The 11,740-nt window shown below is 35.5% G+C and carries 12 protein-coding genes, 10 tRNA genes and 1 rRNA gene; 1 reads left to right on the forward strand and 22 read right to left on the reverse strand.

Features of this window, described 5'->3' with window-relative positions; genetic code table 11:
- Window positions 1-14: 14 nt before the first annotated feature.
- From ACCQ42_RS00710 to msrB, 11 genes are all read right to left on the reverse strand, one after another.
- Window positions 15-1,691, reverse strand: coding sequence for an ABC transporter ATP-binding protein (locus ACCQ42_RS00710; RefSeq protein ID WP_410035069.1), 1,677 nt, complete (start codon window positions 1,689-1,691; stop codon window positions 15-17).
- Between the two features lie 215 nt (window positions 1,692-1,906).
- Window positions 1,907-2,065, reverse strand: a complete 159-nt coding sequence (locus ACCQ42_RS00715; RefSeq protein WP_410035070.1) for a hypothetical protein — start codon at window positions 2,063-2,065, stop codon at window positions 1,907-1,909.
- Between the two features lie 340 nt (window positions 2,066-2,405).
- A complete protein-coding gene (rplS, locus tag ACCQ42_RS00720) occupies window positions 2,406-2,753 on the reverse strand; it encodes a 50S ribosomal protein L19 (RefSeq protein ID WP_106460746.1) in 348 nt (115 codons plus the stop codon).
- The gene (trmD, locus tag ACCQ42_RS00725; protein WP_410035071.1) at window positions 2,725-3,447 is read right to left on the reverse strand and encodes a tRNA (guanosine(37)-N1)-methyltransferase TrmD; all 723 of its coding nucleotides are present in this window, start codon (window positions 3,445-3,447) and stop codon (window positions 2,725-2,727) included. The genes rplS and trmD overlap by 29 nt, the downstream gene beginning before the upstream one ends.
- A complete protein-coding gene (rimM, locus tag ACCQ42_RS00730) occupies window positions 3,440-3,925 on the reverse strand; it encodes a ribosome maturation factor RimM (RefSeq protein ID WP_410035072.1) in 486 nt (161 codons plus the stop codon). The genes trmD and rimM overlap by 8 nt, the downstream gene beginning before the upstream one ends.
- Window positions 3,922-4,146 carry a KH domain-containing protein gene (locus tag ACCQ42_RS00735; protein ID WP_106460749.1) on the reverse strand — a complete coding sequence of 75 codons (225 nt, stop codon included), beginning with the start codon at window positions 4,144-4,146 and terminating at the stop codon, window positions 3,922-3,924. The genes rimM and ACCQ42_RS00735 overlap by 4 nt, the downstream gene beginning before the upstream one ends.
- Before the next feature lie 2 nt (window positions 4,147-4,148).
- Window positions 4,149-4,394 carry a 30S ribosomal protein S16 gene (gene rpsP, locus ACCQ42_RS00740; RefSeq protein ID WP_106460750.1) on the reverse strand — a complete coding sequence of 82 codons (246 nt, stop codon included), beginning with the start codon at window positions 4,392-4,394 and terminating at the stop codon, window positions 4,149-4,151.
- Between the two features lie 17 nt (window positions 4,395-4,411).
- The gene (gene ffh / locus ACCQ42_RS00745; protein WP_410035073.1) at window positions 4,412-5,752 is read right to left on the reverse strand and encodes a signal recognition particle protein; all 1,341 of its coding nucleotides are present in this window, start codon (window positions 5,750-5,752) and stop codon (window positions 4,412-4,414) included.
- An 8-nt stretch (window positions 5,753-5,760) separates the two neighbouring features.
- Window positions 5,761-6,084, reverse strand: a complete 324-nt coding sequence (gene ylxM, locus ACCQ42_RS00750) for a YlxM family DNA-binding protein (protein ID WP_106460752.1) — start codon at window positions 6,082-6,084, stop codon at window positions 5,761-5,763.
- Between the two features lie 153 nt (window positions 6,085-6,237).
- Window positions 6,238-7,467, reverse strand: coding sequence for a S1C family serine protease (locus tag ACCQ42_RS00755; RefSeq protein ID WP_410035074.1), 1,230 nt, complete (start codon window positions 7,465-7,467; stop codon window positions 6,238-6,240).
- A gap of 153 nt (window positions 7,468-7,620) precedes the next feature.
- Complete coding sequence (msrB, locus tag ACCQ42_RS00760) at window positions 7,621-8,676, reverse strand: peptide-methionine (R)-S-oxide reductase MsrB (protein WP_410035075.1); 1,056 nt, start codon at window positions 8,674-8,676, stop codon at window positions 7,621-7,623.
- 165 nt (window positions 8,677-8,841) lie between these two features.
- On the opposite strand from msrB, the gene ACCQ42_RS00765 reads away from it, so the two are divergent.
- Window positions 8,842-9,057, forward strand: a complete 216-nt coding sequence (locus tag ACCQ42_RS00765; protein ID WP_410035076.1) for a hypothetical protein — start codon at window positions 8,842-8,844, stop codon at window positions 9,055-9,057.
- 628 nt (window positions 9,058-9,685) lie between these two features.
- Here ACCQ42_RS00765 and ACCQ42_RS00770 read toward each other — a convergent pair.
- The 11 genes from ACCQ42_RS00770 to rrf form a co-directional block, all read right to left on the reverse strand.
- Window positions 9,686-9,762, reverse strand: a tRNA-Arg gene (locus ACCQ42_RS00770).
- 60 nt (window positions 9,763-9,822) lie between these two features.
- A tRNA-Gly gene (locus tag ACCQ42_RS00775) sits at window positions 9,823-9,897 on the reverse strand.
- A 21-nt stretch (window positions 9,898-9,918) separates the two neighbouring features.
- A tRNA-Thr gene (locus tag ACCQ42_RS00780) sits at window positions 9,919-9,994 on the reverse strand.
- Between the two features lie 252 nt (window positions 9,995-10,246).
- Window positions 10,247-10,323, reverse strand: a tRNA-Asp gene (locus ACCQ42_RS00785).
- Between the two features lie 56 nt (window positions 10,324-10,379).
- Window positions 10,380-10,455, reverse strand: a tRNA-Val gene (locus ACCQ42_RS00790).
- 139 nt (window positions 10,456-10,594) lie between these two features.
- Window positions 10,595-10,669 (reverse strand) — tRNA-Glu (locus ACCQ42_RS00795).
- Window positions 10,670-11,004: 335 nt separating this feature from the next.
- Window positions 11,005-11,079, reverse strand: a tRNA-Glu gene (locus ACCQ42_RS00800).
- A 42-nt stretch (window positions 11,080-11,121) separates the two neighbouring features.
- A tRNA-Met gene (locus tag ACCQ42_RS00805) sits at window positions 11,122-11,198 on the reverse strand.
- Window positions 11,199-11,226: 28 nt separating this feature from the next.
- Window positions 11,227-11,303 (reverse strand) — tRNA-Met (locus ACCQ42_RS00810).
- A 9-nt stretch (window positions 11,304-11,312) separates the two neighbouring features.
- Window positions 11,313-11,387, reverse strand: a tRNA-Asn gene (locus ACCQ42_RS00815).
- 93 nt (window positions 11,388-11,480) lie between these two features.
- Window positions 11,481-11,597: ribosomal RNA gene (gene rrf / locus ACCQ42_RS00820) — 5S ribosomal RNA — on the reverse strand.
- Window positions 11,598-11,740 lie beyond the last annotated feature (143 nt).

Raw genomic sequence — 11,740 nt, forward strand, 5'->3', positions numbered from 1 at the left:
ACTGTGGTAATTTCTTATATTTTATTTACAGACTTTTCTATAGTTTTTTTATCCTTAATTTCAATAATCTTATCGTAATACTTGCTATAGTCAATATCCCTCCTATGGGAAATTGATATTAGGGTCTTATCTAGCCTTGCAAAAATTTCTTCAATCTCACTTGCCATTTTTAGGTCAAGGGCAGATGTTGCTTCATCTATCAAGATGATTGGGCTATCCTTATAGAGGGCCCTGGCTATTTCAATTCTTTGCATTTCCCCACCAGAAAGGTTTGACCCTGCATCTTTTATAATTGTCATGTAGCCTTTTTCAAGATTATTTATAAGAGGCTCAAGTCCTGACTTCTTGATGGCTTGATTAAGCTTGTCACGGTCATTCTCATCTTCATTTTCAAAAAGGACAATATTGGCTAGGATAGTATCCCTAAATATCATTGGTTTTTGAGCTACAATAGAGATTTTCTCGTATATTTCCTCACGACTTAGGTTCATTATATTATTATCCATAATGAAAATATCTCCAGAATTTTGGCTGAGTTCCTTGGTAATAAGTTTAAAAATTGTAGACTTACCAGTCCCGCTTGCTCCGCTTATGATTAGGTGGTCATTCTTATTTATCCTAAAGGAAGCCCCTGATAAAATCTCTTTGGCCCCATAGGAAAAGTCAACTTTTGAAAATAATATGTCTGACTTTTCTTCAAAAATTTCTTTATTCTGACCTTGCTCACCTTCAAATTTATCTTCCCTATAAGAATAATCTTCCAAAATCCTTTCCCTAATTTTCTTAGTTGAAATTATATTGCCATAGCTATCTGCAATCTCTTGCATAGGCCAGATTATAATATTCATAAGGCTTAAGAGAACTGGGAAATAAAAGGCCTCTATCTTGCCCCAATAGACAAAAAGGGCTGATAAGAGCATTAAAAATGTCTGCAAGATTCCTGATGTTACATTTATTACTGAAATCCTAGAAGAATTTAAAAATAAGGATTTTTCGTGGATTTTCTCATTTTCTTTGGTTTTTTGGTCAAATTTCCTAAGGAAATGGCCTGTCTTATTGAATCTAAAAAGAGTTCCATAGCCATAAAATGAATCATTCAATATCTCATTGTAGGAATTTAGAGACTTCATATATTTCTCATTCTCATTTGATGATAGAGAGGAAATATACTTAGAAATCAGCATGATTATGATTCCAAAGGCAAAGATAATCAGGGTTATTTCAATATTAATAGTAAAACCATAGGCCAAGCACAAAAATAAAAGAACTATATTTGAAATAATCCAATCGACAGAAAAGAGATAATTATCTTCTATAAATTTTAAGTCGTTGTTAAATAAAGATATGTAAGATGCCTTATCCTTGCTTTCAAAATAAAGGGGATCTCTTCTTAGGATATTTTCCATCAAGTCCCTCTTAATCCTCACATTCCACAAATAAGAAATCCTAGCCTTCATCCTAGATCTTGACACTCTCAAGGTAAAAAAAACAAGGCCCCAAAGAACAAAAAATATCAGAGTAGATCTAATCAAGGTCCCATCCCTATAAGACACAATCCTAGAAAACCTCTCAATCAACCTAGTCATGAAATATTGCTCAAGATTGCTAGCTAAAGAAAGAATTATAAATCCAACAAAAATCCAGTTGAGTCTTATAAATTTAAACTTCTCTTTTTGATAATTCTCCTTCATATAAACCTACTTTCTTAATATCAAATCATCTTTTATTATTTCTATAATGCACCATGTCATATAATATTGTCAAAAAAATATTTTATTGTAAGTTTATTTATTATTATTTAAAATTTGCACTAAAGTTATTATCTAAGTTAAAAAACTATTTAAAAGAAATACGGCACCACTAAATATTTAAATATTTAGCAGTGCCTTCATATTAGCTTAATTATTTATTTTTCTGCCTTACAAGACTTTATGGTCCACACAGTATTTAAGATAAGAAGTACAAACATTGCAAGTAGACAAATATATATAAATGCAAGACTATTCATATGATAATCTGTATTTATATACTCTGCTAATCTTGTAGTATTTTCGATTGCTAACATCTTGAAAAAACTAAATATAGAAACAATTGTCAACAAAGAATTAATTATATATTTTTTTCTAATTAGTCAAATCTTTTCTTTAATTCATAATTAAGCTGCTTTCAATTATATTCTATCAAAAATAAAATCACATACCAAAATTTTCACTAAAAAAGGACTTTCACATAATCTGCAAAAGTCCCCTTTTTATTAGTAAACTTTTTATTACGAAAGCTCCTTCTCGTCGCTTCCTCCATAAAAATTTACATAAGGTTTTTCATCAATTTATACTGCGGCACTTCGTGCCTTGATAAATTGTGAAAATCGAAAAAAACATCGCTTACGATGTTTTTTTCTACCATTAGTAATTTGTTTTTTCTTTAACTTTAGCTGCCTTACCTTGACGATCTCTTAGGTAGTTTAGTTTTGCTCTTCTTACCTTACCACGTCTGGTTACTACTAGTTTTTCTATTCTTGGGTTGTGATATAGGAAGGTTCTTTCTACTCCTACACCGTATGATATTCTTCTTACTGTGAAGGTCTTGCCTACTGTTCCTTCGTTGATGTAGATTACTGTTCCTTCGAAGTCTTGTAGTCTTGTCTTGTCGCCTTCTTTGATTCTGTAGCTTATTCTTACAGTATCACCTACATTAAAGTCAAAGTTTTCTTCACGTAGGTTTTCACTTTCTATTTTTTTGATTAAATCCATCTTTGCTCTCCTCTCGTAAGTACTTTTCGTATAGGTCGTATCTTACTCTTTTTGTTTTTTCTATTGCATTTTTCTTATTCCAAGCTGCGATTTTCTTGTGGTCTCCACTTACTAGTTCGTTTGGTACGTGGTAGCCATTGAATACTCTTGGCTTGGTATATTCGTCTTGTTGCAACAATATATTGTAGTGAGAATCTGTTGTTAATGACTCTTCCTTGCCTACTACTCCATCTATAAATCTTGCCATTGAGTCTATTAGGACCATAGCAGGGATTTCTCCACCTGTAAGTACATAGTCTCCTATAGATATCTCATAGTCTACATAATGATTTGTTATCCTTGCATCTATGCCCTCGTAATGTCCGCATATGATTATCAAGTGTTCAATACTTGCAAAGTCGATTGCTAACTTCTGATTTAAAACTTTTCCTGCAGCCGACATAAAGGCTACTTTTGAATTTGCTTTCTTGACTGACAATAGCGCATCATATATTACTTGAGGTCTTATTAGCATTCCGGCTGCCCCGCCGTATACTGTATCATCTACGTGATTATGCTTGTTGTTTGCAAAATCTCTCATGTTTACTATTTCTAGGTCTAATTTTTGATTTTGTATGGCCTTTCCTATTACTCCATAGGTCTTTAAAAATTCGAAAGATTCTGGAAATAAGGTTAGGAGTGTTACTTTATTCATAGTCACTAAAATTTTCTACTTCTATAAATCCTTTTTCAGTATTTATTTCTTTGATAATAGCTCTTAAGGCTGGTAAGAGTACTTCGCCATTTTCTGTTTGGACTAGGTATACATCATTTGGATATACGCCGCTTATTACGTCTTTTATTTCTCCTTTTATTTGCCCATCGGAGATTACTTTTAGTCCGTAAAGGTCGTGGATGTATATTTCGCCCTCTGCAAGTTTGCCTAGATCTTTTTCATCTATTGTAATATCTTTGCCTACAAATTTTAGGACATCGTTGATATTATCGTATTCTTCAAAGCCTATTATTACTTGGTTTTTTTTCTTAAAAGATTCTCTTATGGTTAAAAGTTCATCTTCTATGAAGACTTTTGCCCCTTTTTCAAATCTTTTTTCATTGTCTGTTAGGCTATTTACCTTGAGATTGCCACGGATGCCGTGACTGGCTACTATCTCTCCTACTGAGATTCTCATATTTTTATATTTACCTTAACATTTTCCTTTATAGCTGCGCTTCTTGCGATAGTTCTTATGGAGTTTATGATATTGCCTCTTACTCCTATTACCCTACCCTTGTCTTCTTCAGCTACTTTTATTAGTATGTTTACTTCGCTGCCTTCTCTATCTTCGATAATTTCTACAGCGTCTTTGTCGCTTACTAATTCTTTTACTATTAATTCAACTAGTTCTTTCATAATTATGCTAATACATCATTGTCTTTGAATAGCTTTTCTACAATAGATGTTGGTTGTGCACCGTTTTTGATCCATTGTTTAGCTTTTTCATTGTCAATTCTAAATACTTTTGGTTCAGCAACTGGATTGTAGTAGCCTATCTCTTCGATAAATCTACCATCTCTTGCTCTTCTAGAATCTGCTACAACTACTCTGTAGAATGGTTTTTTCTTTTGTCCCATTCTCTTTAATCTAATTTTTACTGCCATTTTTTCCTCCTTATTTTTTAAAAGAAAGGCATTTTTGGAAATCTTCTGCCTCTTTTTTGATTTGCTTTAAATCCGCTCATCTTTTTCATCATTTTTTTAAGCTCTTTAAATTGTTTAAGTAGCTTATTAAGTTCACGGATATCTACTCCAGAACCATTTGAAATCCTTACTTTTCTACTTTTTCCAATTATTTCTGGGTTATCTTTCTCTTCTTTTGTCATAGAATTGATTAGGGCTTCTATCTTGTCAAATCCGGCATCATCCACATTGACACCTTTTAACATTTTAGAATTTACTCCCGGTATCATCGCAAGTAGATCTTCTAGAGGTCCCATATTCTTGATTTGTTGGATTTGCTCCATGAAATCATCTAGGGAATATGTCTGCTCTCTCATCTTTGCTTCTAATTCTTTGGCATTTTCTAGAGAAAATTGTGCTTCGGCCTTTTCTATTAGCGAGAGTACATCTCCCATTCCAAGGATTCTACTTGCCATCCTGTCTGGATGGAAAGGCTCTAAGTCGTCAAGTTTTTCACCAACTCCTATAAATTTAATTGGCTTGCCTACAACTTGTCTTATGGAAAGTGCTGCCCCGCCTCTTGCATCACCATCTAGCTTTGTTAGGATTACTCCTGTTATATCTAGGTAGTCATCAAAGGTTTTGGCTACATTTACCGCTTCTTGACCTGTCATAGCATCTACTACCAAGAGGATTTCGTCAGGTTTGACGCTTTCTTTGATGTTTTTAAGCTCTTCCATGAGCTGATCATCTATCTGAAGCCTACCTGCTGTATCTAGGATTACTGTGTCGTAATTATTATGCCTAGCGTATTTTTTGGCCTCGGTAGCTATAGTGACAGGATCTGTTTTGCCCATTTCAAATACGTGGGTATTTGCTTGTTTACCTACTACTTTTAACTGCTCTATAGCTGCTGGTCTGTAGATATCTAGGGCTGCTAGCATTGGATTTCTGTTTTCTTTTTGTAAGAGTTTTACAAGTTTACCAGAATGGGTGGTCTTACCAGAACCTTGTAGACCTACCATCATTACCATATGAGGGGTAGAGCCTCTTAGATCTAGCCTTGAATTTTCCTTACCCATTAGCTCAGTTAATTCTTCATTTACTATCTTGACTACCATTTGCCCAGGAGATAGGGATTTCATCACATCTTCTCCAAGGGATCTTTCTTTGATAGTCTTTACAAAGTCTTTTACAACCTTGTAGTTAACATCTGCTTCTAATAGAGAAAGTCTTATCTCCCTCATAGCAGTGTCTATGTCTTTTTCATTTAATTTTCCTTTTCCTGTTAGTTTTCCAAGGGCTTCTTGGAGTCTATCAGCAAGGTTTTCAAATGCCATATAAGCTCCTAAATCTTTTCAATTACTATATTTAACATCTCAATTGCTTCTTTATTATTTGAACTTTCAATCAGCTCTCTTATATCATAAAGAGCTCCTACAAGTTCCGTTTTGCTTTTAAGTAAAGAAAGCTCATCTTCAAACTCAAATAATTTATCAACACTCCTATTGATCATATCTGATATAGCCTGCTTAGTTCTGCCGGTATTATCAGCTATTTCTTGAAGGGATAAATCTTCGTTATAATAGCAATTTATAACATCTCTTTGCTTTTCGTTTAGAAGTGCACCATACATGTCATATAACTGGGCTACTTTTACAATTTTTTCCATATTATCACCTGTCAATATTTTTACTTGACTCGATTATTATACACGCTATTTAAAGCCATGTCAAATAATTTACTTGACCCTCTTTTAATTTTTTTTCATAAAGAAAAAAGCCATAGTTTTTGGCTTAATTATCCCAACTATGGCTTATATATTTTATGGAAGATTGAAGAATGGATTTATTCCCCTATCTTCTTCACTATTTTTCTCATTTGGTCTTGCTTGTTTATATTCATCTACATTTGATGAATCAAGAGTAAATTTAAAGTCGACTTTCATTTCCTTGCCATCCCTTACAAGGCTAATTTCTGCACTATCTCCTACGGCATAGCTTAAAAGAATTTTCCTTAGGCCTGACATATCCTTTACTTCCTTACCATCAATTGCTGTAATGATATCCCCTTTTTTGATTGAATCATCATCTGAAAAGACACTTACTACATAGATACCGTGGTCAGTTCCTAGGTCCTTATCTCTGAGGTAGGACATTTGTTTTAGGTAGTCGATTGATTGGCCAGTAATGCCTAGGTAGACAGAATCAAATTTGCCCTTTTTCCTAATTGTATCGATGACTGGTTTTACAGTATTGATTGGAATAGCAAATCCTATACCATCTGAGTTACCTGCCTTGGCAGTATTTATACCAATGAGCTCTCCCTTAGAGTTTAGAAGGGCTCCACCAGAGTTCCCAGCATTAATTGCCGCATCTGTCTGCATTAGTCCATCCATTTGGACTCCTGTATTAAAGGCGACACTTCTATTAAGTCCTGAAATTATACCGGATGTAACTGTTGATTGAAGCTGGAATCCCAAAGGATTACCAATAGCAACAACCCTATCTCCGACACCAATCTCATCGCTATCACCAATATCAATAGCCTTGAGATTTTTATTGTTTGAATCTACCTTAATTACGGCAAGGTCTAAAGATGAATCATTCCACACAAGCTCAGCTGGAGCAGTCTCACCATTGTTAAATAAAACATTGATTTCCTTAGCATCTCCATCGCTTACAACGTGGGAATTTGTGACAATATAGCCATCCTTGCTTACAATAGATCCAGAACCAATTCCCTCAACATAACCTGATTGAGGGCCAAAAAATGACTGCCTAGTCACCTTAGACACCGTATTAATACCAACCACAGAATCAATTGATTTTTTAACCACAACCGACTCCATAGACGCATTATCCTTAATCTCAATTGGTTTAGAATTCTCCTGTCTTGTTTCTATTTGATTTGTATTATTATTAACTTCCATTTTATTAGTCTTAGCACCTGCTAGTAGGAAATATACGATAAATCCACCAACAATAGCGCCGAGAAGTCCAGCTGCAAAAGTAGCAAATCCGCCACCAGCTCTCTTATATTTTCTATTATTCATACTTTCCTCCTATTTAATAATATATACCCAATTTATGCTAAAAAAATGAATTCTTAATTAAATTTATATAAAATTCTTAATTTTTATGTAAAAACCTTAAAATTCAAACAAATTTTCAAATAAAAAGGAGAGAAATTAATCTCCCCAATTAGATTATTTGACCTTATCGATATAGGCTCCATAGCCCTCTTCCTCCATCTTGCTAAGAGGAATAAAGCGCAAAGCTGCTCCATTAATACAATATCTAACGCCGCCCTTATCCTTTGGACCATCATTAAAGACATGACCTAAGTGAGAATCTCCTCTTCTAGATCTTACCTCAACCCTATCCATATTGTGGGACTTGTCACCCCTATAATTAATATTGCCACCAATTGACTTTGTAAAAGAAGGCCAACCGCAACCAGCATCATACTTATCCTTTGAAGAAAAAAGTGGCTCGCCGCTGACTTTATCAACATAAATTCCTGGCTCATCAAAATCATCGTATTTAGATGAAAAAGGTTTCTCAGTTTGATTTTCTTGGGTAACCTTGTATTCTTCCTCGCTAAGCTTTTCTTTCAAAGCTTTTTTATCCTTAAAAAGTACATCCTTCTTAGAATCCAAAGGTTCATCTGCAAGGCCAATATTTATATGGCAATAGCCGCCAGGATTTTTATCTAGATAGTCTTGATGATAGTCTTCAGCCAAGATAAAATTTTTCAAAGGCTTAACTTCAACAACAATTTTCTTATCATAGCCTTCCTGTTTTTGCCTAATAATTTCATCGATAATTAGCTTATCATTTTCATCAGTGTAGTAAATTCCAGTCCTATATTGCCTACCCTCATCATTGCCCTGCTTATTAAGAGAAGTCGGGTCAATAATCCTAAAATAATATTCCAAAATATCCTGCAAAGCCACCACATCTGAATCATAAGAAATCTTAACAGTCTCGCTATGGTCAGTAGCACCTATTTTCTCATAAGAAGTAGCATCTGTTTTTCCATTCGCATAACCTACATCAGTATCAAGGACGCCAGGAATTTTCTTAAAATACCTCTCAACACCCCAAAAACACCCACCAGCTAGGTAAATTTCTGATGCGTTAGTAGACTTAGGAAGTACTTCATCATGACCAAAATCATTAGAAGACCTAGCAAAAAACTTAAAACCAATAAAAACCACAAACAAAACCATTAAGGCATATAAAATTCTATATTTTTTCATAAAAATCCTCGTAATTTTTTTATAATTTTACCATAGATATGATTAAAATCTAATAAATGTTAATAATAACATCCATTATAATAATACCCAATGATTATAAGCATAATTATCGGGTAATTACTTTAATAAGACAGGTGTTAGATAATAATAGATAAAGGAGAAGTTATGATAGACTTAATTCTTATTTTATTGACAATATTTTTCCTCGTAATCGCTATGTATCAAGCTGATAAAAATAAAAATAAAAGAAAAAAGAGTATTCCTTATAAATTATCTAAGATGATTGCAAACATACTAAATTTTGTTACTTTTTTAGATACTCAAGAAGTTAATAATATAATTAATGATATAGAAAATGAAAATGATAAAGAGAAAGATTAGAATAAAAAAGTCTTATGACCTAAACCCCAAAATCCAGCATATGGATGTTGGGGTTTTTCTATGCCAAAATACACACAAGAATAAAAAATCAAATTAATAATTCAGTAATTATCAGGGCAAGAAAGATGATATAAAGATGTAGTTGAAAAATATTTGAATATATTCTACGCTAAAACTAGTAGATACTATTATTCCCACTTGTGCGGGTATTATGAAACAGGAACAGCTCGAGCTGATACAGGTTCAGCCCCGCGTGTGCGGGTACTACTATCGAAACTGACAGAGGACATGACTTATCAGAGGATCACCCCCGCGTGTGCGGGTATTACTAACCAGGTGATTAACAAGGGGTTTCAAATCCAGGATCACCCCCGCGTGTGCGGGTATTACTTAGATTGGTTTATGATGGGGAGGCCCTCATTAGGATCACCCCCGCGTGTGCGGGTATTACACTAAAATTATCCCTATTTTTAGCCATTCCTACTTTTAAAATCAAGGGATTTTATCCACTTTATCTTACTACTATTATTGTAGCACATAAATCTTGTATTTTGAAATTAATTTTATAGTCTATCTTTAGATATAAGAAAAAGAGGAATGTCGATAGTCGACATTCCTCTTTTATTGCTGGCGCGTCATTGAGGATTCGAACCCCAGGCCTTCTGGTCCGTAGCCAGACGCTCTATCCAGCTGAGCTAATGACGCATAATAAAAACCAAGCAAGCCACAAGGTCGGCTAGGCTTGGTTTTTTTCATTATTCAATTTGGAGCGGATGACGAGATTCGAACTCGCGACCCTCGCCTTGGCAAGGCGATGCTCTACCACTGAGCCACATCCGCATATTATCTTTTAGATTAGATTGGAGCTGATGATAGGACTTGAACCTACAACCTATTGATTACAAATCAATTGCTCTGCCAATTGAGCTACATCAGCATCTATTTTTATTAAAGGGTTGGGCAGGATTGGTAAAACCAATCCTAAATGATTGCCAATATCCACAATTGATGCAATCAATTTTTAAATATAAGTTCTGTGGCGACCTAGATGGGATTCGAACCCAGTCCCTTACAGGGTTTCAAATCACAAGATTTGAAATCTTCGAGACGAACGTTAGTGAGTCCGAAGAACTCTTCCACCGTTACGGCGGACCTTGTACGAAGTCACTTCTAGGTTGCATTATTATATTGGCGACCTGGATGGGATTCGAACCCACGACCTCCGCCGTGACAGGGCGGCATTCTAACCAGCTGAACTACCAGGCCTCATCAACATTTTATTATAAGATAACAAAATGTAATGAGCAATATTTAATTGCTTTTGGTGGAAGTAACAGGGCTCGAACCTGTGACCCCCTGCTTGTAAGGCAGATGCTCTCCCAACTGAGCTATACTTCCAAAAACAGAACATTTTGTAAGTCCTCGGACTTCGTCCTGCGGTATCCCTAATTTTTAGAATACCTTTCTCCGCACACTAGCTCTCTCGCTTCGCTGCGAGGTGCTCCGCACGGGCCCTCTATGAGCCGGGCAGGCTTGTTGGTGACCCCACCGGGATTCGAACCCGGGATACCACCGTGAAAGGGTGGTGTCTTAACCGCTTGACCATGGGGCCTTAATTTAAACATTAATTCAAGTATTTAATTTTATTTTGTTCACACTACACGAGCGGTAACCAGACCTACCATCCAATTGTTTCACAATTGGGGTTAGGGGCTTCGAACCGCTTGACCATGGGGCCTTAATGATATTAAATATATAATTGCAATCCACTTAACTACTAAATGTCAAGCGGTAACCGCTTTGAAGTCCTATCCCAAACCACTAATTGATTTGATGGAAGGTCTGATACTTTAGTAGACCATGGGCCTTAATTATAATATATATATCCATACAATGAATTTGACTATAAAAATTAATACCATAGGCTATACTAGTCTATGGTCAATTTGGTGACTCCACCGGGATTCGAACCCGGGAAACCAGCGTGAGAGGCTGGTGTCTTAACCGCTTGACCATGGAGCCATATAGCTCCTAGGTCAAATAAGCTAAGAGCTTATAAAAAAATGGTAGCGAAGAAGAGACTTGAACTCTTGACACTCCGGGTATGAACCGAATGCTCTAGCCAACTGAGCTACTTCGCCATAATTACTTCCATTTGATATGGAATTTTGGTTGCGGGAGCAGGATTTGAACCTACGACCTCCGGGTTATGAGCCCGACGAGCTACCAGACTGCTCTATCCCGCGATATTTACTTGGCGCTCAGGGTGGGACTCGAACCCACAACCTACCGGTTAACAGCCGGGTGCTCCACCATTGAGCTACCTAAGCCCATTTAAGATAGAACTATCCTAGGTTTCCCTAGAATATCTATATAAGTTTCAATTTTTAACCTAGCTGACAAATGTCAGCTAGGTTTAGATTGTTTGGCGACTTCCTACTCTACCACCCAGTTGCCCAGGCAGTACCATCGGCGTTATGAGGCTTAACTTCTGTGTTCGGTATGGGAACAGGTGTATCTCTCATGCAATCATCACCATATTTTTTGAACCTTTAAACTTTTTACCCTAATAATATACTCTAGATATTTAATATAATCTAGTTATATTCTGATTACCTTCTTGTAGTATCTTCTTAGCTTCGCAAAGAAGTAAGGCCTACATCAATTTGCTTCGCAAATTGTG

The organism is Anaerococcus kampingae, from assembly GCF_046365475.1.
Classification (GTDB): Bacteria; Bacillota; Clostridia; order Tissierellales; family Peptoniphilaceae; genus Anaerococcus; species Anaerococcus kampingae.

What these genes read in the sequence shown, in the direction of transcription:
- ACCQ42_RS00755 (WP_410035074.1), bottom strand. Translation starts at nt 7,467, where the DNA reads ATGAATAATAGAAAATATAAGAGAGCTGGTGGCGGATTTGCTACTTTT.
- rimM (WP_410035072.1), bottom strand. Translation starts at nt 3,925, where the DNA reads ATGAGAATCTCAGTAGGAGAGATAGTAGCCAGTCACGGCATCCGTGGC.
- ACCQ42_RS00715 (WP_410035070.1), bottom strand. Translation starts at nt 2,065, where the DNA reads ATGTTAGCAATCGAAAATACTACAAGATTAGCAGAGTATATAAATACA.
- ACCQ42_RS00765 (WP_410035076.1), top strand. Translation starts at nt 8,842, where the DNA reads ATGATAGACTTAATTCTTATTTTATTGACAATATTTTTCCTCGTAATC.
- msrB (WP_410035075.1), bottom strand. Translation starts at nt 8,676, where the DNA reads ATGAAAAAATATAGAATTTTATATGCCTTAATGGTTTTGTTTGTGGTT.
- ylxM (WP_106460752.1), bottom strand. Translation starts at nt 6,084, where the DNA reads ATGGAAAAAATTGTAAAAGTAGCCCAGTTATATGACATGTATGGTGCA.
- ACCQ42_RS00710 (WP_410035069.1), bottom strand. Translation starts at nt 1,691, where the DNA reads ATGAAGGAGAATTATCAAAAAGAGAAGTTTAAATTTATAAGACTCAAC.
- trmD (WP_410035071.1), bottom strand. Translation starts at nt 3,447, where the DNA reads ATGAATAAAGTAACACTCCTAACCTTATTTCCAGAATCTTTCGAATTT.
- rplS (WP_106460746.1), bottom strand. Translation starts at nt 2,753, where the DNA reads ATGGATTTAATCAAAAAAATAGAAAGTGAAAACCTACGTGAAGAAAAC.
- ACCQ42_RS00735 (WP_106460749.1), bottom strand. Translation starts at nt 4,146, where the DNA reads ATGAAAGAACTAGTTGAATTAATAGTAAAAGAATTAGTAAGCGACAAA.
- ffh (WP_410035073.1), bottom strand. Translation starts at nt 5,752, where the DNA reads ATGGCATTTGAAAACCTTGCTGATAGACTCCAAGAAGCCCTTGGAAAA.
- rpsP (WP_106460750.1), bottom strand. Translation starts at nt 4,394, where the DNA reads ATGGCAGTAAAAATTAGATTAAAGAGAATGGGACAAAAGAAAAAACCA.